This window comes from Pseudomonas sp. AC239, assembly GCF_979258545.1.
The window spans coordinates 2,579,173-2,599,514 of the sequence record NZ_OZ409864.1; the positions used below are offsets into that span (position 1 = coordinate 2,579,173).

The window sequence follows — 20,342 nt, forward strand, 5'->3', positions numbered from 1 at the left end:
AGTCGTGCAGCGAGGGTTTTACAGAAGCTGAAAAGTCAAAAGCCCAATCCGCTGATTGGGCTTTTTTGCCGGGCCGTCATGGGCTCAGCTCAATTTGCTGTTGCGTTCGATCACACGGTCACCACCACCTTCAGCGAGGGCTTGACCCAGTGGGGTTTTATCGAAGCCGTCATCAGCCAGGGTCTGGCCCTGTGGAGTGCGCTCGGTACCGTCGGATGCGAGAGTCTGGCCTTGTGGGGTGCGCTCGGTACCGTCGGAGGCGAGGATCTGACCTTGTGGTGTGCGATCCGAACCGTCCTGAACCAGGCCTTTCTCTTCGAGGCGATTGCGACCGTTTTCAGCCAGGGCCTGGCCTTGTGGGGTGCGATCCGAGCCGTCTTGAACCAGACCTTTTTCTTCGAGGCGGTTGCGGCCGTTTTCAGCCAGGGTCTGACCTTGTGGAGTGCGCTCGGAACCGTCAGAAGCTACGGTCTGACTGAACACCGAGTGGCTCGATTTGATTTGCGGAGTAGCCTGATCGGCAGCGGGCAGGGCGAAAGCAGTGCTGGCTAGCATCGACAGGGTAAGGCTGAGCAGTAATTGGCGTTTCATGATAGTGGCTCCTTGGGAGGGCGATAAAGTGGGTACGAGGGCAATGCTACTCTCGATAAGTCGATATAAAAGTTCATAAACGCAATGGTAATAATCAACAGAATTGATTGTTCGACGCGAAGGCTCTAGAACGGGCGTTTGCGGTCGACGGTTTTGCACCGTCGTGGGTATTTTCGACTCACTCGCGCCTCGCAAGAGTGCGGGTCGCGGTAACACTGCTCGACCGATCGGTCAGTTTTGCCGGGCCTTTTATGGCTTAAACTGCCTTTCAATTAAACCTGCGAGCCTTTCGCCAGTCACAGACTGCATAGGGGCCGCTTCGGTCTGCCGTTTCAGCTGTGCGTCGGGTAGCCGGCGTGCGGTCGTGATCAGGAGCTTTGTGCATGACGCGCACTGGAAAAATCTTCAGCTGGACCTTCGCCATCCTCGCGCTGCTGCTGGCAGCCTTGATTCTGATCATCGTGTTTTTCGACTGGAACCGGATCAAACCCACCATCAACGCCAAAGTCTCGGAAGAACTGCATCGGGCGTTTGCCATCAATGGCAACCTCGCGGTGATCTGGCAGCGCGAGCCGGAAGAAGGCGGCTGGCGCGCCTGGGTGCCGTGGCCACATGTGGTCGCCGAGGACTTGAGCCTGGGCAACCCGGACTGGTCGAAGCAGCCACAGATGGTCACGCTCAAACGCGTCGAGCTGCGCATTTCGCCGCTGGCCCTGCTGGCGCAGCGCGTGGTGATTCCGCGCATCGACCTGACCGAGCCGAATGCCGAGCTGCAACGGCTGGCCGATGGCCGCGCCAACTGGACGTTCAAATTCGACCCCAAGGACCCGAATGCCGAGCCATCCAACTGGGTGGTCGACATCGGTGCCATCGGCTTCGACAAGGGCCACGTGACCCTCGACGACCAGACCCTGAAAACCAACCTCGATGTGCTGATCGACCCGCTCGGCAAGCCGATTCCATTCAACGAGATTGTCGGCGACAAAGCGGCGAAAACTGCTCAGGACAAGGGCGGTGCACCGCAGGACTATGCCTTTGCACTCAAGGTCAAAGGCCAGTATCACGGGCAGAACCTCACTGGGCAGGGCAAGATCGGCGGGCTGCTGGCGTTGCAGGACGCAAGCAAACCGTTTCCGTTGCAGGCCCAGGCGAAAATCGGCGACACCCGTATCGAACTGGCCGGCACCCTGACTGACCCGCTGAATCTCGGCGCCCTCGACCTGCGCCTGAAGCTGGCGGGCGACAGCCTCGGCAATCTCTATCCACTGACCGGCGTGACCCTGCCGGATACGCCACCGTATTCCACCGACGGCCACCTGATCGCCAAGCTGCATGACGAAGCCGGGGCAAAGTTCACTTATGAGAAATTCAACGGCAAGATCGGCGACAGCGACATCCATGGCGACCTGACCTACGTGGCCAGCCAGCCACGGCCGAAACTCACGGGTGCGTTGCTCTCCAATCAACTGCTGTTCGCTGACCTTGCGCCGCTGATCGGCGCCGATTCCAACACCGAGCAAAAGGCCCGTGGCGGCGCGAGCAAGCAGCCAGCAGACAAAGTCCTGCCGGTGGAAGAATTCAAGACCGACCGCTGGCGCGCCATGGATGCCGATGTCGAGTTCACCGGCAAACGTATCGTCCACAGCGAGAAGCTGCCGTTCAAGGATCTGTATACCCATCTGAAACTCAACGATGGCGAGCTCAGCCTGGAGCCGCTGCGCTTTGGTGTCGCCGGCGGCACGCTGGATGCGCAGATTCGTCTCAATGGCCGCACCGAGCCGCTGGAAGGCCGGGCGCGGTTGACCGCACGCAAGTTCAAGCTCAAGGAACTGTTCCCGACCTTCGAGCCGATGAAAACCAGTTTCGGTGAGCTCAATGGCGATGCCGACATCAGTGGCCGTGGCAACTCGGTGGCGAAGCTGCTCGGCGGCGCCAATGGCAATCTGAAGATGTTGATCAATGACGGTGCGATCAGTCGCGAGCTGATGGAACTGGCCGGGCTCAACGTCGGCAACTACGTGGTCGGCAAGATCTTTGGCGACAAGGAAGTGAAGATCAACTGCGCGGCGGCGGACTTCGATATCAAGACCGGCCTGGCGACCACGCGGCTGTTTGTCTTCGATACCGAGAACGCAATCATCTACATCGATGGCACGGCGAACATGGCCACCGAGCAACTCGATCTGACTGTGACCCCTGAGTCGAAAGGCTGGCGTCTGATCTCCCTGCGCTCGCCGCTGTATGTGCGAGGCAAGTTCATCAAACCGGATGCCGGCGTCAAAGCCGTACCGTTGATGCTGCGCGGGGCGGGGATGGTTGCGCTGGGCGTCATAGCCGCACCGGCGGCGGGATTGCTGGCGCTGGTGGCGCCGAGCGGTGGCGAGCCGAATCAGTGCGCGCCGTTGCTGGAGCAGATGAAGCAGGGCAAGGCACCGGTGACCGTTAAACCCAGCAAGTAATGCGGCGTCTCTGAGGGCGCCTTCGCGAGCAGGCTCGCTCCCACATTCGAACGCATTCCTTCAATTGAAATACGTTCCAGTGTGGGAGCGAGCCTGCTCGCGAAAGCGGTGTGACGGGATTACAGATCGTTAAGGATGTCCGCCATGTCGTCGGCGTGTTCTTCTTCCTGGGCGAGGATGTCTTCGAAGATGCGGCGGGTGGTCGGGTCCTTGTCGCCGATGTACTGAATGATCTCGCGGTAGCTGTCGATGGCGATGCGCTCGGCAACTAGATCTTCGTAAACCATTTCCTTGAGCGAGTTGCCCGCCACGTATTGCGCGTGGGACAGCTTGCTCAGCAGGTCGGGGTTGAACTCCGGCTCACCGCCCAGTTGCACGATGCGTTCGGCGAGGCGATCGGCGTGCTCGGCTTCCTGGTTGGCGTGCTCGAGAAATTCGTCAGCGGCGACGTTGGCTTTCAGGCCGTTGGCCATGAAGTAGTGGCGCTTGTAGCGCAAGGTGCACACCAGTTCGGTGGCCAGCGACTCGTTGAGCAAACGCAGTATTTCTTCACGGTTCGCGTTGTAACCCTCGGTGACCGCGCCGTTTTCCACGTGTTGCCGCGCGCGTTCGCGCAGGGTTTGAACATCAGACAAATGCAGGTCACTCATTTCATTCTCCTGGAGGCTAATCCGATAGGCGCCACGTTCTGAAGACGCGGTCGCTACTCAGGGTGTGAGTCTTGAGCGAAGCGAAAAGTTTTATACGATTTGCGCTGGGCTCGGCGCAGGAACTGCTGAAGACTGCGATGTCGGGAGGGTCAGAGCTGGAATAGGGTTATCGTTGAGTTGTCATCGTCGAGGTGGATGCTTGGCGGGCGTCTTGCACGTCTGGCCTCCACACACAGCGCACAAGGATGTATCCCATGTCGACACGTTATCCACTGGTGCTGGTGCCGGGCATGCTCGGGTTTGTCCGGCTGGTGTTCTACCCGTATTGGTACGGCATCATCAAGGCGTTGCGCCGCAAGGGCGCGACGGTGATTGCGCTGCAGGTGTCGCCACTCAATTCCACCGAGGTGCGCGGCGAGCAGTTGCTGGCGCGGATCGAGGAAATCCTCCGCGAAACAGGGGCGCAAAAGGTCAATCTGTTCGGCCACAGTCAGGGCGCGCTGACCGCGCGGTATGCGGCGGCGAAGCGCCCGGATCTGGTGGCCTCGGTAACATCGGTCGCCGGGCCGAATCACGGCTCCGAACTGGCCGATTATCTGGAACAGCACTATCCCGCCGAAAGTGCAAAAGGGCGCGTACTCGAAGCGTTGCTGCGCTTGATCGGCTGGATCATGGCGTTGCTCGACACCGGTTATCACGGGCCGAAACTGCCGGTGGATATCCACGCCTCTCACCAATCGCTGACGACGTCGGGCGTCGCCTTGTTCAATCAGCGCTTTCCACAAGGGCTGCCGGAAAGCTGGGGTGGGCAGGGGCCGGAAGAGGTCAACGGTGTGCGTTACTACTCCTGGTCAGGGACACTGCAACCGGGCAAGACCGATCGTGGCGGCAATCTTTTCGACGGCACCAACCGCAGTTGCCGCTTGTTCGCCAAGACCTTCGTTCGCGAGCCGGAGCAGTGCGATGGCATGGTCGGGCGTTACAGCTCGCATCTGGGCACGGTGATCGGTGATGACTATCCGCTGGATCATTTCGACATCGTCAATCAGTCGCTGGGCCTGGTGGGCAAAGGCGCAGATCCGGTAAGGCTGTTTGTCGAGCATGCGGCGCGGCTGGAGGCTGCAGGGTTATAGCCAAACAGACCGCGTCATCGTTCTTCGCGAGCAGGCTCGCTCCCACAGGTGTCTGCATTTCAACGTGGGAGCGAGCCTGCTCGCGAAGGGGCCTTATCAGGCAACGCCGACCCGCCGGCCCAGCACCGTGGTCCAGCGCTCCGACAAAACCACCCCACCCAGGGTCAGCAATCCACCCACCAGGTGATACATCGCCAATTGTTCCTTCAACACCACTGCCGCAATCAGCGCGGTAATCAGCGGCAGCAGATTGAAGAACAGCGTCGTCCGGCTCGGCCCCAGTCGCTGCACCGCCTGCATCCACGCCAGCGGCGCGACCATCGAAGCCAGCAGACACGCATACAGCACCAGCGGCACGTTCTGCAGATTGAGCCCGGTCTTCGGCGATATCGCGAACAGCGGAAACAGCACCACTATCGCCACCAGCACCTGCAAGTACAGCAACACCAGCGGCGGCAGGCGCAGCTGCCATTTTTTCAACAGCGTGCTGTAAACCGCGTAGGCCAGCGTGGCGATCAGCATCATTGTGTCACCCATGTTGACCCCGTGTTGCAGCAGCGCACCGAGGCTGCCAGACGACACCACCACCAGCACGCCAGCAAACGACAGCACTGCACCTACCAGGGCGCCAGCGGTCAGGCGCTGGCCGAGGCTGATGATCGCCATGGCCAGCGACATCAATGGCATCAACGACAGGATGATGCCCATGTTGGTTGCGGTGGTCAGTGTTGCGGCGAAATAGGCAAGGCTCTGATACACCGCCATGCCGAGCACGCCGAGGACGAAAATCCGTCCGAGATTCGGCCGAATCTGCGGCCAGTGGGCAATGACTTTTCTCAGCATGAACGGCGTGAACAGCAAGCCGGCGAGCAGCCAGCGATAAAAACCGATTTCGGCCGGGAAAATCGCACCGACCGCCAGTTTGTTGATTACGGTGTTGCCGGCCCAGATGAAAATCGCCAGCAGTGGAAACGCGTATTGCATGGGACAAAACCAGAACGTTGATGAAGCGCGATTATCGCCTGTCTGGATGCAGGCCTATACTGCGAACCGGACAACCTGCCTCTGCATCCGGACAGCATGAACAGCAAACACATCGATCTGCTCGATTTCAGCGAATTGCCGTCGGCGGTGTACTTCCGCTACGCCGATTTCAATGCCCACGAATATGCCGCGCCGCACCGGCACCCATGGGGCACGCTGGAGTACGCAGCCCATGGCGTGCTGCACATGGATGTCGACGGCAGCCGCTTCATGTCGCCGCCGCAGTACGCAGTGTGGGTGCCGCCCGAGGTCGAGCACAGTTTCTACAGCCATCAGCCGGTCAACTACCGCGCTGTGTGTCTTGATCGCGGGGTCTGCGCGCGATTGCCGGGGCGCGCCTGCACACTGGCGATCAGCGACATTCTCAAAGCGATCCTCAAGGACTTCGCCGCCCGCGATGTGAAGATTCCCGAGCACGAGGCCGATCAGCGTCTGGCTCAGGTGCTGGTCGATCAGTTGCAACAGGCGCCAGTGCAGGAATGTTACCTGCCGTATGCGAGCAGTCCCGGCTTGCTGGCGATGCTCGAAGCCTTGCAGGCCGAGCCGGGCAACAACCAACCGTTGGCGTATTGGGCCGCGCAGGTGCATGTCAGCGAGCGCACGCTGGCGCGGCAGTTCGTTCGTGAACTGGGCATGAGTTTTGGCGAGTGGCGCCAGCGCTTGCGCTATCTGGCGGCGATCGAGGCGCTGGAAACCTCGCGCTCGGTGCAGGAAATCGCTTTCGACCTCGGCTACAGCAGCGGCTCGGCCTTCATCGCCATGTTTGCCCGCCAGGCTGGCTGTACGCCGGAACAATATCGGCGCAGCCACCTCGAGGGCAGGAAGGTGTAACAAGCTTTGACTACACTGCGACAGAGGCCGCATCCATCGGTGCGGCAACAAGGAGAAAACTCCATGAAGATGTTGCGTGTGCCGTTGTTGATGATCGGTCTGCTCCTGTGTTCCCAGGGTTTCGCCGCCACGGCGCAACAGAACAAGATGACCACTTGCAATGCCGATGCGACCGCCAAGAGCCTCAAGGGCGACGAGCGCAAGGCATTCATGAGCACCTGCCTGAAAGCGGCGCCTGCGGCCAACGATGGCAAGGTGCTGACGCCGCAACAGCAGAAGATGACTACCTGCAATGCCGATGCGAAAACCAAGGCGCTGACCGGTGATGCGCGCAAGGCGTTCATGAGTGATTGCCTGAAGAAAAAGTGAAACGGTAAATAATGTGGTGAGCGTGCCGGCCTCTTCGCGAGCAGGCTCGCTCCCAGATTTGAAACACGCACTTCTGTGGGAGCGAGCCTGCTCGCGAAAGCGTCGGTGAATGCACCGCCATTCCCACGCCCCGCATATCCCTAGTGCTAACCCCGGATCGCTGGCAGACTGCCCATCCTTTCACGCCGTTCGTTTTGAGGCTGTATGCCAACGTTTTCTCAGCGTCATGTTGTGTTCTGGGTCAGTTGCATCATCATTTTTGGCGGACTGTTGCTGGTGCTGCCGCTGCGCCTGTTGCCGAGCTTGCTGGCCGGGTTGCTGGTGTTCGAGCTGGTCAACATGCTCACCCCGCAATTGCAACGGCTGATCGAAGGGCGGCGTGCGCGCTGGTTGGCGGTGGCGCTGCTCGGCACGCTGGTGGTGAGTGTGCTGGCGCTGATCTTCGCCGGCGCCATCAGTTTCCTCCTGCATGAAGCGGAAAACCCCGGCGCCTCCCTCGACAAGTTCATGGGCGTGGTCGATCGCGCACGCGGGCAATTGCCGCCCTTCATCGACGCCTATCTGCCGGCCAGCGCGGCGGAATTTCGTGTAGCGATCGGCGAGTGGGCGAGCAAGCATCTGGCCGACCTGCAACTGGTCGGCAAGGACGCTGCGCACATGTTCGTCACCCTGCTGATCGGCATGGTCCTCGGCGCGATCATCGCCCTGCAGCGCATCCCCGACGTGACCAAGCGCAAGCCGCTGGCCGCCGCTTTGTTCGACCGTTTGCATCTGCTGGTGCAGGCGTTTCGCAATATCGTCTTCGCGCAGATCAAGATTTCCCTGCTCAACACCGTATTCACCGGGATCTTCCTCGCGGTGATTCTGCCGATGTTCGGCATCAAGCTGCCGCTGACCAAGACCCTGATCGTGCTGACCTTCCTGCTCGGCCTGTTGCCGGTGATCGGCAACCTGATGTCGAACACGCTGATCACCATCGTCGGCCTGTCGCTGTCGATCTGGGTAGCGCTCGCCGCGCTGGGCTACCTGATCGTTATCCACAAGCTCGAATACTTCCTCAACGCGCGCATCGTCGGCGGGCAGATCAGTGCCAAGTCGTGGGAATTGCTGCTGGCAATGCTGGTGTTCGAAGCCGCGTTCGGTTTGCCGGGGGTGGTGGCGGGGCCGATTTATTACGCGTACCTGAAGAGTGAGTTGAAGCTCGGAGGAATGGTCTAGAAGAGCAGCTTCGAGTTGCAAGCTTCAAGCTGCAAGTTAAAGCAGAAGCGAGAGCCGCAGTGGCTTTTGCTCTAGCTTGCAGCTTGCAGCTTAAAACTTGCAGCTGCCCCTAAACGCCATAGCGTTTGCGGGCTTCAATCGCCAAACCGCTGCCAATGCTGCCAAAGATGTTGCCTTCGACGTGCCGCGCGTTCGGCAGCATTGCCGAGACGCTGTTGCGCAGGGCCGGGATGCCGCTGGAACCGCCGGTGAAGAACACCGTGTCGACTTGATCGACTGCTACGCCAGCGTCATTCAACAGCTGCGTAACGCTGCCGCGCACGCGCTCCAGCAAGGCTTCGATTGCCGATTCGAACAGTGCGCGGCTCAGCTCGACGCTCAGCCCGGGTTCGATGCGGTCCAGCGGCACATGGCGGCTGTCGGCGTGGGTCAGCTGGATCTTGGTTTCTTCGACTTCCATCGCCAGCCAGTGCCCGGCGCGCTGTTCGATCAGCTTGAACAGGCGATCGATGCCGCCGGTGTCTTCGATGTCGTAGCGCATGCTGCCCAGCGCCAGCGTGGACTTCTGCGAGTACACCGAGTTGATCGTGTGCCAGGTTGCCAGGTTCATGTGGTGGCTGGTCGGCATGTATGCGCCGCTTTTCATGCGGCTGCCGTAGCCGAACAGCGGCATCAGGCCTTGCAGGCTCAGTTGCTTGTCGAAGTCGGTGCCGCCGATGTGCACACCGCCAGTGGCGAGGATGTCGTCGTGACGGTTATCGACACCGCGGCGCTCGGGCGACAGGCGCACCAGCGAGAAGTCGGAGGTACCACCGCCGATGTCGACGATCAGCACCAGCTCTTCTTTTTCGATGGTCGACTCGTAGTCGAACGCTGCCGCGATCGGCTCATACTGGAACGACACGTCCTTGAAACCGATTTTGCGCGCCACTTCGACCAGCGTGTCTTCGGCCTCCTGGTCGGCCAGTGGATCGTCATCGACGAAGAACACCGGACGGCCCAGCACCACTTGCTCGAATTCCCGACCGGCGGCGGCTTCGGCGCGGCTCTTGAGCTGGCCGATGAACAGCCCGAGCAGGTCCTTGAACGGCATCGCCGTGCCGAGGACGCTGGTGTCGTGCTTGATCAGCTTGGAACCGAGCAGGCTTTTCAGCGAGCGCATCAGCCGGCCTTCGTAGCCTTCCAGATACTCGTGCAGGGCCAGGCGTCCGTAAACCGGGCGACGCTCCTCGATGTTGAAGAAGACCACCGACGGCAGGGTGATCTTGTCGTCTTCCAGCGCAATCATGGTGTCCATGCCGGGGCGCAGCCAGCCGACGGTGGAGTTGGACGTGCCGAAGTCGATGCCGCAGGCACGGGCTGGAGAGGCGTCTTTCATGTCTTTCGGATTCCGGTCAAAAAAACGGCCGCGCAGTGTATGTCAGTGCGCGGCAGATTCGAAGGCCGGTCATCCGCTATTTCGCGCCAACCCAGTTGAAAACCGCCGCTTCGCCCCAAACTTGCTGGCATGGGCCGGCAGACACACCGGCGGTCGCAAGAACCGTCGTCCACTGCCGATAAACTTCTGCGGCGCCACCCGGTCACAACCTTGAGATCGGTCAACCCGGCACGCGCCAATCGGGCGCACGCTGGTCTCGGCGCGAAATCGATAACGGATGGTGATCCTTCAATGGACTTCAAAGACTATTACAAGATACTCGGTGTGGAGCCGACAGCCGACGACAAGGCCATCAAGGCGGCCTATCGCAAGCTGGCGCGCAAATACCACCCCGATGTCAGCAAGGAAAAAGACGCCGAGGCCAAGTTCAAGGACGCCTCGGAAGCCTATGAAGCGCTGAAAAGTGCCGACAAGCGTGCCGAATACGACGAACTGCGCCGTTATGGCCAGCACGGTCAGCCATTCCAGGGGCCACCGGGTTGGCAGAGCCGTGGCGGTTTCGGTGGCGGCGGTGCCGATACCGGCGACTTCTCGGACTTCTTCAGTTCGATCTTCGGTAATCGCGGCCCCGGTTTCGGTGGCGCCGAGAGCCGCCAATCACGCGGACGCCGAGGGCAAGACGTGGAAATGGAATTGCCGGTGTTCCTCGAAGAAACCCTGTCGAACGAATCGAAGAAAGTCACCTTCCAGGTGCCGCAATACAACGCGCACGGCCAGCACGTCAGCAACACCAGCAAGAGCCTGAACGTGAAGATTCCGGCCGGCGTCACCGACGGCGAGCGGATTCGCCTGAAAGGTCAGGGCGCACCGGGCATCGGTGGCGGGGCGAATGGCGACCTGTACCTGACCATTCGGTTTGCGCCGCATCCGAAATTCGATGTCGAAGGCGAAAACCTGATCATCACCTTGCCGCTGGCACCGTGGGAGCTGGCGCTGGGCACCGAAGTGGCCGTGCCGACCCTGACCGGCAAGATCAACCTCAAGGTCCCGGCCGGCAGCCAGAACGGCCAGCGCATGCGCGCCAAGGGCCATGGCTTGCTGAACAAGGCCGGCGAGCGCGGTTATCTGTTCGTGCAGCTCAAGGCCGTGATGCCGAAAGCGTCCGACGATGAGGTCAAGGCGCTGTGGCAGGAACTGGCGAAGAAAGCCGCGTTCAACCCGCGAGAGAACTTCTGAACCCGACGACGGAGTAGCCCATCATGAGCAGCCCCCTGATCGTTCAACTGGACCTGGCAGAATTCTGTGAGGCGGCCGATTTGTCGGACGTCTACGTGATCGAAATCGTCGAGCACGGCATCCTCGAACCTCAGGGCGCGCAGCCCCGGGAATGGCGTTTCACCGATTACGAATTGGCCTTGGCCAAGCGTGCGGCGAAGCTGCGCCGTGATCTCGAGCTGGAATGGGAAGGCGTGGCGCTGGCGCTGGATCTGCTGGATGAGGTGCGCGAGTTGCGTGCTGAAAACCGCATGTTGCGCCAGCGGTTGGGGCGGTTGGTGGTTGAGTAGCTCAGGCTGATGTTTTCCGCTTGGCTGATCTGGCCTCATCGCTGGCAAGCCAGCTCCCACAGGTTTTTGAGTTGGAACATGGATGTCAGTTCTACGCAGAAACTGTGGGAGCTGGCTTGCCAGCGATGAACGATGACGCGGAGTTTCTGACTCATTATTGAAAAGGCCCTGAAGGGCCTTTTTTTGTGATCAGAACAGAAAGTACCGCTGCGCCATCGGCAACGTTTCCGCCGGCTCGCACCACAACAACACGCCGTCAGCCTTGACCTGATAGGTCTGCGGATCGACATCGATGTCCGGCAGATAGTCGTTGTGGATCAGGTCGGTTTTCTGCACCTCTCGACATCCCCTCACCACGCCGATTTTCTTCTTCAACCCCAACGCTTGCGGCAATCCCGCTTCGTGCGCCGCCTGGCTGATAAAGGTCAGGCTGGTGGCGTGAAGCGAGCCGCCGTAGCTGGCGAACATCGGGCGATAGTGCACCGGTTGCGGCGTCGGAATCGAGGCGTTGGCGTCGCCCATCAGGCTGGCGGCAATCGCGCCGCCCTTGAGAATCAGCGTCGGCTTGACGCCAAAGAACGCCGGACGCCAGAGAACCAGGTCCGCCCATTTGCCAACTTCGATCGAACCGACTTCATGGCTGATGCCGTGGGTGATTGCCGGGTTGATCGTGTATTTGGCGATGTAGCGTTTGGCGCGGAAGTTGTCGTTGCCCTCGCCATCCTGGGGCAGCGGACCGCGCTGCTTTTTCATCTTGTCGGCGGTCTGCCAGGTGCGCGTGATGACTTCGCCGACGCGGCCCATGGCCTGACTGTCGGAGCTGATCATCGAGAACGCGCCGAGGTCGTGGAGGATGTCTTCGGCGGCGATCGTTTCGCGGCGGATACGGCTTTCGGCGAAGGCGACGTCTTCGGCAATGCTCGGGTCGAGGTGGTGGCAGACCATCAGCATGTCGAGGTGTTCGTCGATGGTGTTACGAGTGAACGGCCGCGTCGGGTTGGTCGAACTCGGCAGCACGTTGGGGAAGCCGCAGGCCTTGATGATGTCCGGCGCGTGGCCGCCACCGGCACCTTCGGTGTGATAAGTGTGGATGGTGCGCCCCTTGAATGCGCCGAGGGTGGTTTCGACGAAACCGGATTCGTTGAGGGTGTCGGTGTGGATCGCCACCTGCACGTCGTACTGGTCGGCGACGTTGAGGCAGTTGTCGATGCTCGCCGGGGTGGTGCCCCAGTCCTCGTGCAGTTTGAGGCCGATGGCGCCGGCCTTGACCTGTTCGATCAACGGTTCCGGCAGGCTGGCATTGCCTTTGCCGGTCAGGCCGATGTTCATCGGGAACGCATCGGCGGCCTGGAGCATGCGCGCCAGATGCCACGGGCCGGAGGTGCAGGTGGTGGCGTTGGTGCCGGTAGCGGGACCGGTGCCGCCGCCGATCATGGTGGTGACGCCGCTCATCAACGCTTCTTCGATCTGCTGCGGGCAGATGAAGTGGATGTGCGTGTCGATGCCGCCAGCGGTGAGGATCATGCCTTCGCCGGCAATCACTTCGGTACCGGCGCCGATGGCGATGGTCACGTCGGGCTGCACGTCGGGGTTGCCGGCCTTGCCGATCGCGGCGATGCGCCCGTCCTTGAGGCCGACGTCGGCCTTGACGATGCCCCAGTGGTCGATGATCAGCGCGTTGGTGATCAGCGTGTCGACCACTTCGGCGGCGAGCAACTGACTCTGGCCCTGGCCGTCGCGGATCACTTTGCCGCCACCGAACTTCACTTCCTCGCCGTAGGTGGTGAAGTCCTTCTCGACTTCGATCCACAGCTCGGTATCGGCCAGGCGCACCTTATCGCCGACGGTGGGGCCGAACATGTCGGCGTAGGCGCTTCTAGAAATCTTCATGTGCTTGCCTTGGGATTCAATTGGGTCTGAAATCGCTCGCATTACTCGCTTTCGCGAGCAGGCTCGCTCCCACATTTGATCGCGTTCTCATGTGGGAGCGAGCCTGCTCGCGAAGGGGCCAGAGCGGGCACCGTGTTGTTTAGAGATCGCCCATGATGCGGCCGGCAAAGCCGAACACCCGGCGATGCCCGGCGTAATCGACCAGCTCGACTTCACGGCTTTGCCCCGGCTCGAAGCGCACGGCGGTGCCGGCGGGGATGTTCAGGCGCATGCCGCGACTGGCGGCACGGTCGAAGGTCAGCGCGTCGTTGGTTTCGAAAAAGTGAAAGTGCGAACCGACCTGGATCGGCCGGTCGCCGCTGTTGGCGACTTTCAGGCTCACGGTGCGGCGGCCGACGTTGAGTTCGATGTCGCCGGGCTGAATCTGGTATTGGCCAGGAATCATCGCTGGGCTCCTTGCAGGACTTTGTAATAGAGGGCGGTGGGGCGATAGGTGCCGTTGGGGTCGCAGGCGTAATCAGGAATTTCGCCGGCGCGCACGTAGCCCAGCGCCTTGTAGAAATCTTCTGCCGGCGAGCCGGCCTCGGTGTCGAGATAGAGCATGCCGCGCTTGTGCTTGGGCGCTTCGAGTTCCAGCGCCTGCATCAGTTGCTGGCCGAGGCCACGGCGCCGCGCGTGTTCGCGCACCAGCAGTTTCTGCACTTCGGCGCGGTTCAGACCATTGGCCTTCTGGCACAGGCCCAGTTGCACGCTGGCCAGCACCTGCTCGTCCTTCACCACCACCCAGAGCAGCGTGCTGCCCTTGTTGATGTTGTCCTGCACCTCATCGAAATACGCGCGCGCCTGGGCGGCATCGAGGTCGGCCATGAAACCGACGCTGGCGCCGTAACCGACGGCGTCGAGCAGCAGATCGATCAGGCCCTGGCGATAGTGGGCAAAGCTTTCAGCGTTGACGCGGCGCAACTGGGCGGCGTTCATCGACATCACTCCTTGTGGGCATCCGGTGGCTGTGCGCCGGGATTGAGGGTCAACTGCATGAAGGTCAGATCGAGCCAGCGGCCGAACTTGGTGCCCACTTGCGGCATCTGCCCGGTGATGCTGAAACCGGCGCGCTCGTGCAAGCGGATCGAGGCAGCGTTGCCGCTTTCGATGGCGGCGACCATGACGTGTTTGCCGCAGGCTCTGGCGCGTTCGATCAGCGCGGTCATCAGTTGCGGACCGAGGCCGTTGCCGCGTTGATCGCTGCGCACGTACACCGAGTGCTCGACGGTGTGACGGAAACCGTCGAACGGCCGCCAGTCGCCGAACGAGGCGTAACCCAGCACTGCGTTTTCATGGTCGACGATCACCAGAATCGGATACGCCTGCAACTGCCGCGCGTCGAACCATGCCTGGCGATTGCCGAGGTCGACCGCTTGTTCGTTCCAGATCGCCGTGGTGTTGAGCACGGCGTCGTTGTAGATGTCGCGGATCGCCGGCAGGTCGGCCCGGCTCGCATCGCGAATGCTGTAAGTCATGGCGCGGCCTCAGACGATCGGCTGGTGAACGGTGACCAGTTTGGTGCCGTCGGGGAACGTCGCCTCGACCTGGATTTCCGGGATCATTTCCGGGATGCCTTCCATCACTTGTTCGCGGCTGAGCAGGGTGGTGCCGTAATGCATCAGCTCGGCCACGGTCTGGCCGTCGCGGGCACCTTCGAGCAGCGCGGCGGAGATGTAGGCCATGGCTTCCGGGTAATTGAGTTTCACGCCACGGGCCAGCCGCCGCTCGGCGACGAGGCCGGCGGTGAAGATCAGCAGCTTGTCTTTTTCGCGTGGGGTCAGGTCCATGGTTCGGGTTCCATCAGGGCAGATTGAAAAATTGTCTGATTGCGCACATCCCCTGTGGGAGCGAGCCTGCTCGCGAATACGGTTTCATATTCAGCGTATGGGGTGGCTGACATGACGCTTTCGCGAGCAGGCTCGCTCCCACAGTTGGATTGCATTTCAGGTGTTCCAGATTCGCGGTGGCTGGGCTTCGCGGCCCAGCAGCACAGGTCTTAGCAGTCGCCATAACTCAATCAGCCACGCACGCGCGAGCAACGCTTCACCGGCCAGACACCGCGCCACCAGCAAACCCGGCAACTGGGTCAAATCACCACGCACTTCGTGCCCCAGCGAGCGGCAACGCTCCAGCAACCCGGCCTCAATCTCACCGGTCACCAGCAGCGTCGCAAACACCGGATTGCCATCCAGGCCGATTGGCGAGTCGAGCAACCCGTCGTTGCCGACAATGCGCTGCCGTTCATGCCAGAGCAACCGACCATCGCGGCGGATGTCCAGGTGCGCCTGAAAATGCCCGAGGTCGAAACGCTCGCCGCTGGCCGGACGACCGAGCGCGACCACGTCCCAATAAAACAGCCGTGCGTCACCTTCAAGGTCGATGGTCGTGGTCAACTCAGCCTGCGCGGCGCTGTAGACGATGGTTTCCTGCGGCAGCCATTCCAGTGTCGCGCCGGCGGCCACGCGCAGATCGAGTTGTTGATAAGCCGGCCCACCGGCGCGATACCACTTCGCCGCGCCAGGGCTGGTGATTTGCGCCCAGGCGTTGGTTTCGACGCGAGCGCTGATATCCAGACGATCACCACCGGCAATTCCGCCCGGTGGGTGGACGATGATGTGCTGGCAGACCTCGGGGCCTTCGGCGTACAGATGCTTTTGCACGCGCAGCGGGCCGAGGTGGCGGCGCATGACCGGGCGCGTGCAATCGCCGAAACGCGCGTAGGCCAGTTCCAGCTTGGCGTGCCAGCTCGGGGTAAACAGGGCAGGTGCAACAATCGAATTCATGGTTTTGTGATTGTCGTTAGGAAGCTACAGATTAGACCGGCGCGTTAGATCGTGACCAGCCCGCGTACACCTTCGGCCTCCATATGTTCACCGCGACCCTGCTGGACGATCTCGCCCCGCGACATCACCAGGTATTGATCGGCGAGTTCGGCGGCAAAGTCGTAGAACTGCTCGACCAGCAGAATCGCCATGTCACCGCGCGCCGCGAGCTGCTTGATCACCGCGCCGATTTCCTTGATTACCGAGGGTTGAATGCCTTCGGTCGGCTCATCGAGAATCAGCAGGCGTGGTCGGCTGGCCAATGCACGACCGATCGCCAACTGCTGTTGCTGACCGCCGGACAGATCGCCGCCACGGCGCTGCTTCATTTGTAGCAGCACCGGGAACAGTTCGTAGATGAAACCTGGAACTTCCTTGGCTTCTGAGCCTGGAAACCGCGACAGGCCCATCAACAGATTTTCTTCCACGGTCAGCCGGCCGAAGATTTCACGGCCCTGCGGCACGTAGGCGATACCGGCCTGCACACGCTGATGCGGTTTGAACGTGGTGATCGGTTTGCCTTCCCAATTCACCGCGCCTTCCTTGGCCGGCAACAGGCCCATCAGGCATTTGAGCAGGGTGGTCTTGCCCACGCCGTTACGGCCGAGCAGGCAGGTGACTTCGCCAACCTTCACGTCAAACGAAAGGCCGCGCAGGATGTGGCTACCGCCGTAGTACTGATGAAGTTGTTGGACTTGTAGCATCGGAACTCCGTTAGTTGGGCTTCAAGCCGCAAGCTGCAAGCAAGAGCAGTGCTGTTTATGACTTTGCTTTTACTTGCTGCTTGAAGCTTGTCGCTTGCAGCTGGCCGATTCATCGGCCCAGGTAGACCTCGATCACTCGCTCGTTTTCCTGCACCTGCTCCAGCGAGCCCTCGGCCAGCACGCTGCCCTGATGCAGCACCGTGACGTGGTCGGCAATCGAGCCGACAAAACCCATGTCGTGCTCGACCACCATCAGCGAATGCTTGCCGGCCAGCGACTTGAACAGCTCGGCGGTGAACTCGGTTTCGGCGTCGGTCATGCCCGCCACCGGTTCGTCGAGCAGGAGCAATTGCGGGTCCTGCATGAGCAGCATGCCAATCTCGAGGAACTGCTTCTGGCCGTGGGACAACAGCCCGGCCTGGCGATTGACCGAGGTGGTCAGGCGAATCGTCTCGAGCACTTCGCTGATGCGATCCTTCTGCTCGCCACTCAGGCGCGCACGTAAACTGGCCCACACCGACTTGTCGGTCTTCTGCGCCAGCTCCAGGTTTTCGAACACGCTCAAGGCTTCGAATACCGTCGGTTTCTGAAACTTGCGGCCGATGCCGGACTGGGCAATCTGCACTTCGCTCATCTGCGTCAGGTCCAGGGTTTCGCCGAACCAGGCCTTGCCGTGGCTGGGCCGGGTCTTGCCGGTAATCACGTCCATCAGCGTGGTCTTGCCGGCGCCGTTGGGGCCGATGATGCAGCGCAGTTCGCCGACGCCGATGTACAGGTTGAGATTGTTCAGCGCACGGAAGCCGTCGAAGCTGACGCTGATGTCTTCCAGGGTCAGGATCGTGCCGTGGCGCGTATCGAGGCCGGGGCCGACGCGCTGGCCGAGGCCGATCGAGTCGCGACTGGTGCCTTCGTCCTTGTTCGGTTCCACAGGGAAAAACGCCGGTTCGAGCATGAATTCCGCACTCGCTGTGACTCTCATTGTTCACCTCGTTTCTTCAGCAGGCCGATCACGCCCTTGGGCAAGTACAACGTCACGACGATGAACAGCGCGCCGAGGAAGAACAGCCAGTATTCAGGGAAGGCCACGGTGAACCAGCTCTTCATGCCGTTGACCACGCCGGCGCCGAGCAACGGCCCGATCAGCGTGCCGCGCCCGCCAAGGGCCACCCATACCGCCGCTTCGATCGAGTTGGTCGGCGACATTTCGCTGGGGTTGATGATGCCGACTTGCGGCACGTACAACGCGCCGGCCAGTCCACACAACACCGCACTCAGCACCCAGACGAACAGCTTGAAACCGCGCGGGTCGTAGCCGCAGAACATCAAACGGTTTTCCGCATCGCGCAACGCGGTCAGCACGCGACCGAACTTGCTCTGCGCCAGGCGCCAGCCGATGAACAGGCTCACCACCAGCAGCAACACCGTGGCCAGAAACAGCGCCGCGCGGGTGCCCGGTTCGGTGATGCCGAAACCGAGAATCGTGCGGAAATTGGTGAAACCGTTGTTGCCGCCAAACCCGGTCTCGTTGCGGAAAAACAGGAGCATGCCGGCGAAGGTCAGCGCCTGGGTCATGATCGAGAAATACACGCCCTTGATTCGCGAACGGAAGGCGAAAAAGCCGAACACCAGCGCCAGCAGACCCGGCGCCAGCACCACCAGACACATGGCCCAGAGGAAGCTGCTGGTACCGCTCCAGTACCACGGCAATTCGCTCCACGACAGGAAGGTCATAAACGCCGGCAGACCATCGCCGGCTGCCTGACGCATCAGGTACATGCCCATCGCATAACCGCCGAGGGCGAAGAACAGACCGTGGCCCAGCGACAGCAGGCCGGCGTAACCCCAGACCAGATCCAGCGCCAGGGCGACGATGGCGTAGCAGAGGATTTTGCCGACCAGGGTCAGCGTGTAGGCCGAGACGTGCAGGGCATTGTCTGGCGACAACAACGAGAGCAGCGGCAGAACGATCAGCAGCGCGAGGATCACCCCGCCGACCGCGAGCGTGGCTTTCGGCCCGGCCTTTTGTGTGGCCGTGACTAATAGAGGCTGGTTCATCAGTCGATCACCCGTCCTTTCAGTGCGAAGAGGCCTTGCGGACGTTTCTGAATGAACAGAATGATCAGCGCGAGGATGAGGATCTTGCCGAGCACCGCACCGATCTGCGGTTCGAGAATCTTGTTGGCGATGCCCAGGCCGAACGCGGCTAGCACGCTACCGGCCAGTTGGCCGACGCCGCCGAGCACCACCACCAGGAACGAGTCGATGATGTAGCTCTGGCCAAGGTCGGGGCCGACGTTGCCGATCTGGCTCAGCGCCACGCCGCCCAAGCCGGCGATGCCCGAGCCGAGGCCGAAGGCGAGCATGTCGACGCGCCCGGTGGGCACGCCGCAGCAGGCGGCCATGTTGCGGTTCTGGGTGACGGCGCGCACGTTGAGGCCGAGGCGGGTCTTGTTCAGCAGCAGCCAGGTCAGCACCACCACGAACAATGCGAAAGCGATGATGACGATGCGGTTGTACGGCAGCACCAGATTGGGCAGCACTTGGATGCCGCCGGACAGCCACGCCGGGTTGGCGACTTCAACGTTCTGGGCGCCGAACACCAGCCGCACCAGTTGAATCAGCATCAGGCTGATGCCCCAGGTCGCGAGCAGGGTTTCCAGCGGCCGGCCATAGAGATGGCGGATGACCGTGCGCTCCAGCGCCATGCCGATGGCGGCCGTGACGAAAAACGCCACCGGCAGCGCGATCAGCGGATAGAACTCGATGGCCTGCGGCGCGTAGCGCTGGAACATCAGCTGCACCACGTAGGTCGAGTAGGCGCCGAGCATCAGCATCTCGCCGTGGGCCATGTTGATCACCCCGAGCAAACCGAAGGTGATCGCCAGGCCGAGGGCGGCAAGCAGCAGAATCGAGCCCAGCGACATGCCGCTGAAGGCCTGGCCGAGCACTTCGCCGATCAGCAATTTGCGCTTGACCTGAGCGAGGCTGGTTTCAGCGGCGGTGCGCACGCCGGCATCGCTTTCCACGCCCGGTTCAAGCAGGCCTTCAAGACGTGTGCGTGCCAGCGGATCGCCGGTTTCACCGAGCAACCGCACCGCTGCAAGGCGCACCGCCGGGTCGCTGTCGACCAGTTGCAGATTGGCCAGCGCCAGGCTCAGGGCGGCATGCACGCTTTCATCTTTTTCCCCGGCGAGTTGCCGGTCGAGAAATTTCAGCTGCGCGGGTTTCGCGCTTTTTTGCAATTGCTGCGCGGCGCTCAGGCGGATTTTCGCGTCGGCGGCGAGCAATTGATGGCTGGCCATCGCGGTGTCGATCAGACCCCGCAGGCGATTGTTCAGGCGCAGGGTTTTTGGCTGGCCGTCGATACTCAGCTCGCCTAGTTGCAGGGCGTTGAGCAATTCGATACGCGCCGGATCGGGCTGCGCGGCCCAGGCTTCCAGCAGTTTGGCCTGTTGCATCGGATTGGCCGCGACGAAGTCGTCGGCGTCGTCAGCGTGGGCCAGGATTGGCAGCAATAGTGCGATGGCACAGATGAATCGGAAAAGGGCAGTGGGCATAGTCAGTCGCCTTGACGCGGACATTGTGGGAGCGAGCCTTTGTGGCGAGGGGATTTATCCCCGTTCGGCTGCGAAGCAGTCGTGATATC

Annotated in this window: 21 protein-coding genes; 7 read left to right on the forward strand and 14 right to left on the reverse strand. The window is 61.4% G+C overall.

The genetic code is table 11. From position 1 onward, the window contains the following. Positions 1-84 precede the first annotated feature (84 nt). Complete coding sequence (locus ACZ0AZ_RS11755) at positions 85-591, reverse strand: hypothetical protein (protein ID WP_039756963.1); 507 nt, start codon at positions 589-591, stop codon at positions 85-87. Between the two features lie 383 nt (positions 592-974). Here ACZ0AZ_RS11755 and ACZ0AZ_RS11760 point away from each other — a divergent pair, with 383 nt between their 5' ends. Further along, positions 975-3,050, forward strand: coding sequence for an AsmA family protein (locus tag ACZ0AZ_RS11760; RefSeq protein ID WP_129998164.1), 2,076 nt, complete (start codon positions 975-977; stop codon positions 3,048-3,050). Positions 3,051-3,169: 119 nt separating this feature from the next. On the opposite strand, the gene ACZ0AZ_RS11765 is transcribed toward ACZ0AZ_RS11760, so the two are convergent. Further along, positions 3,170-3,700, reverse strand: coding sequence for a ferritin-like domain-containing protein (locus ACZ0AZ_RS11765; RefSeq protein ID WP_039756965.1), 531 nt, complete (start codon positions 3,698-3,700; stop codon positions 3,170-3,172). A 254-nt stretch (positions 3,701-3,954) separates the two neighbouring features. Between ACZ0AZ_RS11765 and ACZ0AZ_RS11770 the strand changes: the two genes are divergently transcribed. Beyond that, positions 3,955-4,833 carry an esterase/lipase family protein gene (locus tag ACZ0AZ_RS11770; RefSeq protein ID WP_463537417.1) on the forward strand — a complete coding sequence of 293 codons (879 nt, stop codon included), beginning with the start codon at positions 3,955-3,957 and terminating at the stop codon, positions 4,831-4,833. 96 nt (positions 4,834-4,929) lie between these two features. Here the strand turns inward: ACZ0AZ_RS11770 and ACZ0AZ_RS11775 are convergent, their stop codons facing one another. After that, the gene (locus ACZ0AZ_RS11775) at positions 4,930-5,817 is read right to left on the reverse strand and encodes a DMT family transporter (protein ID WP_463537418.1); all 888 of its coding nucleotides are present in this window, start codon (positions 5,815-5,817) and stop codon (positions 4,930-4,932) included. A gap of 96 nt (positions 5,818-5,913) precedes the next feature. Between ACZ0AZ_RS11775 and ACZ0AZ_RS11780 the strand changes: the two genes are divergently transcribed. The 3 genes from ACZ0AZ_RS11780 to ACZ0AZ_RS11790 all read left to right on the forward strand — a co-directional run bounded on the left by ACZ0AZ_RS11780 (position 5,914) and on the right by ACZ0AZ_RS11790 (position 8,295). Next, complete coding sequence (locus ACZ0AZ_RS11780) at positions 5,914-6,708, forward strand: AraC family transcriptional regulator (protein ID WP_463537419.1); 795 nt, start codon at positions 5,914-5,916, stop codon at positions 6,706-6,708. 63 nt (positions 6,709-6,771) lie between these two features. Then, positions 6,772-7,077 (forward strand): PsiF family protein, encoded by a 306-nt coding sequence (locus ACZ0AZ_RS11785; protein WP_039756973.1) that lies wholly within the window; start codon positions 6,772-6,774, stop codon positions 7,075-7,077. 204 nt (positions 7,078-7,281) lie between these two features. After that, positions 7,282-8,295, forward strand: coding sequence for an AI-2E family transporter (locus tag ACZ0AZ_RS11790; protein WP_039756974.1), 1,014 nt, complete (start codon positions 7,282-7,284; stop codon positions 8,293-8,295). A 109-nt stretch (positions 8,296-8,404) separates the two neighbouring features. Here the strand turns inward: ACZ0AZ_RS11790 and ACZ0AZ_RS11795 are convergent, their stop codons facing one another. Then, positions 8,405-9,673, reverse strand: a complete 1,269-nt coding sequence (locus ACZ0AZ_RS11795; RefSeq protein WP_463537420.1) for an Hsp70 family protein — start codon at positions 9,671-9,673, stop codon at positions 8,405-8,407. A 291-nt stretch (positions 9,674-9,964) separates the two neighbouring features. Here ACZ0AZ_RS11795 and ACZ0AZ_RS11800 point away from each other — a divergent pair, with 291 nt between their 5' ends. Both ACZ0AZ_RS11800 and ACZ0AZ_RS11805 read left to right on the forward strand, forming a co-directional pair. Next, a complete protein-coding gene (locus ACZ0AZ_RS11800; RefSeq protein ID WP_039756977.1) occupies positions 9,965-10,909 on the forward strand; it encodes a DnaJ C-terminal domain-containing protein in 945 nt (314 codons plus the stop codon). A gap of 23 nt (positions 10,910-10,932) precedes the next feature. Beyond that, the gene (locus ACZ0AZ_RS11805; RefSeq protein ID WP_039756978.1) at positions 10,933-11,238 is read left to right on the forward strand and encodes a chaperone modulator CbpM; all 306 of its coding nucleotides are present in this window, start codon (positions 10,933-10,935) and stop codon (positions 11,236-11,238) included. Between the two features lie 189 nt (positions 11,239-11,427). On the opposite strand, the gene ureC is transcribed toward ACZ0AZ_RS11805, so the two are convergent. From ureC to urtB, 10 genes are all read right to left on the reverse strand, one after another. Next, positions 11,428-13,128 carry an urease subunit alpha gene (gene ureC, locus ACZ0AZ_RS11810; protein ID WP_463537421.1) on the reverse strand — a complete coding sequence of 567 codons (1,701 nt, stop codon included), beginning with the start codon at positions 13,126-13,128 and terminating at the stop codon, positions 11,428-11,430. 139 nt (positions 13,129-13,267) lie between these two features. After that, a complete protein-coding gene (locus ACZ0AZ_RS11815) occupies positions 13,268-13,573 on the reverse strand; it encodes an urease subunit beta (protein ID WP_024011400.1) in 306 nt (101 codons plus the stop codon). Further along, complete coding sequence (locus ACZ0AZ_RS11820) at positions 13,570-14,106, reverse strand: GNAT family N-acetyltransferase (RefSeq protein WP_073471741.1); 537 nt, start codon at positions 14,104-14,106, stop codon at positions 13,570-13,572. The genes ACZ0AZ_RS11815 and ACZ0AZ_RS11820 overlap by 4 nt, the downstream gene beginning before the upstream one ends. A gap of 5 nt (positions 14,107-14,111) precedes the next feature. Then, entirely contained in the window at positions 14,112-14,645 is a 534-nt protein-coding gene (locus tag ACZ0AZ_RS11825) for a GNAT family N-acetyltransferase (RefSeq protein ID WP_400556074.1), read from the reverse strand. 9 nt (positions 14,646-14,654) lie between these two features. Then, the gene (gene ureA / locus ACZ0AZ_RS11830; protein ID WP_003221215.1) at positions 14,655-14,957 is read right to left on the reverse strand and encodes an urease subunit gamma; all 303 of its coding nucleotides are present in this window, start codon (positions 14,955-14,957) and stop codon (positions 14,655-14,657) included. Positions 14,958-15,113: 156 nt separating this feature from the next. Continuing rightward, positions 15,114-15,953, reverse strand: coding sequence for an urease accessory protein UreD (locus ACZ0AZ_RS11835; RefSeq protein WP_039756987.1), 840 nt, complete (start codon positions 15,951-15,953; stop codon positions 15,114-15,116). Between the two features lie 44 nt (positions 15,954-15,997). Then, positions 15,998-16,696, reverse strand: coding sequence for an urea ABC transporter ATP-binding subunit UrtE (gene urtE, locus ACZ0AZ_RS11840; RefSeq protein ID WP_039756988.1), 699 nt, complete (start codon positions 16,694-16,696; stop codon positions 15,998-16,000). Between the two features lie 109 nt (positions 16,697-16,805). Further along, positions 16,806-17,675, reverse strand: coding sequence for an urea ABC transporter ATP-binding protein UrtD (gene urtD, locus ACZ0AZ_RS11845; protein ID WP_016771888.1), 870 nt, complete (start codon positions 17,673-17,675; stop codon positions 16,806-16,808). After that, positions 17,672-18,751 carry an urea ABC transporter permease subunit UrtC gene (gene urtC, locus ACZ0AZ_RS11850; protein WP_129998152.1) on the reverse strand — a complete coding sequence of 360 codons (1,080 nt, stop codon included), beginning with the start codon at positions 18,749-18,751 and terminating at the stop codon, positions 17,672-17,674. Before urtC ends, urtD begins: the two co-directional genes overlap by 4 nt. After that, a complete protein-coding gene (gene urtB / locus ACZ0AZ_RS11855; RefSeq protein ID WP_463570870.1) occupies positions 18,751-20,253 on the reverse strand; it encodes an urea ABC transporter permease subunit UrtB in 1,503 nt (500 codons plus the stop codon). The genes urtC and urtB overlap by 1 nt, the downstream gene beginning before the upstream one ends. Between the last annotated feature and the right edge of the window lie 89 nt (positions 20,254-20,342).

Coding starts and splice junctions, on each gene's coding strand:
- ACZ0AZ_RS11820 (WP_073471741.1), bottom strand. CDS start 14,106: ATGAACGCCGCCCAGTTGCGCCGCGTCAACGCTGAAAGCTTTGCCCAC.
- ACZ0AZ_RS11770 (WP_463537417.1), top strand. CDS start 3,955: ATGTCGACACGTTATCCACTGGTGCTGGTGCCGGGCATGCTCGGGTTT.
- ACZ0AZ_RS11790 (WP_039756974.1), top strand. CDS start 7,282: ATGCCAACGTTTTCTCAGCGTCATGTTGTGTTCTGGGTCAGTTGCATC.
- ACZ0AZ_RS11815 (WP_024011400.1), bottom strand. CDS start 13,573: ATGATTCCTGGCCAATACCAGATTCAGCCCGGCGACATCGAACTCAAC.
- ureC (WP_463537421.1), bottom strand. CDS start 13,128: ATGAAGATTTCTAGAAGCGCCTACGCCGACATGTTCGGCCCCACCGTC.
- ACZ0AZ_RS11800 (WP_039756977.1), top strand. CDS start 9,965: ATGGACTTCAAAGACTATTACAAGATACTCGGTGTGGAGCCGACAGCC.
- urtC (WP_129998152.1), bottom strand. CDS start 18,751: ATGAACCAGCCTCTATTAGTCACGGCCACACAAAAGGCCGGGCCGAAA.
- ACZ0AZ_RS11765 (WP_039756965.1), bottom strand. CDS start 3,700: ATGAGTGACCTGCATTTGTCTGATGTTCAAACCCTGCGCGAACGCGCG.
- ACZ0AZ_RS11785 (WP_039756973.1), top strand. CDS start 6,772: ATGAAGATGTTGCGTGTGCCGTTGTTGATGATCGGTCTGCTCCTGTGT.
- ACZ0AZ_RS11825 (WP_400556074.1), bottom strand. CDS start 14,645: ATGACTTACAGCATTCGCGATGCGAGCCGGGCCGACCTGCCGGCGATC.
- ACZ0AZ_RS11795 (WP_463537420.1), bottom strand. CDS start 9,673: ATGAAAGACGCCTCTCCAGCCCGTGCCTGCGGCATCGACTTCGGCACG.
- ACZ0AZ_RS11755 (WP_039756963.1), bottom strand. CDS start 591: ATGAAACGCCAATTACTGCTCAGCCTTACCCTGTCGATGCTAGCCAGC.
- ACZ0AZ_RS11775 (WP_463537418.1), bottom strand. CDS start 5,817: ATGCAATACGCGTTTCCACTGCTGGCGATTTTCATCTGGGCCGGCAAC.
- urtD (WP_016771888.1), bottom strand. CDS start 17,675: ATGAGAGTCACAGCGAGTGCGGAATTCATGCTCGAACCGGCGTTTTTC.
- urtE (WP_039756988.1), bottom strand. CDS start 16,696: ATGCTACAAGTCCAACAACTTCATCAGTACTACGGCGGTAGCCACATC.
- ACZ0AZ_RS11760 (WP_129998164.1), top strand. CDS start 975: ATGACGCGCACTGGAAAAATCTTCAGCTGGACCTTCGCCATCCTCGCG.
- ACZ0AZ_RS11805 (WP_039756978.1), top strand. CDS start 10,933: ATGAGCAGCCCCCTGATCGTTCAACTGGACCTGGCAGAATTCTGTGAG.
- ureA (WP_003221215.1), bottom strand. CDS start 14,957: ATGGACCTGACCCCACGCGAAAAAGACAAGCTGCTGATCTTCACCGCC.
- urtB (WP_463570870.1), bottom strand. CDS start 20,253: ATGCCCACTGCCCTTTTCCGATTCATCTGTGCCATCGCACTATTGCTG.
- ACZ0AZ_RS11835 (WP_039756987.1), bottom strand. CDS start 15,953: ATGAATTCGATTGTTGCACCTGCCCTGTTTACCCCGAGCTGGCACGCC.
- ACZ0AZ_RS11780 (WP_463537419.1), top strand. CDS start 5,914: ATGAACAGCAAACACATCGATCTGCTCGATTTCAGCGAATTGCCGTCG.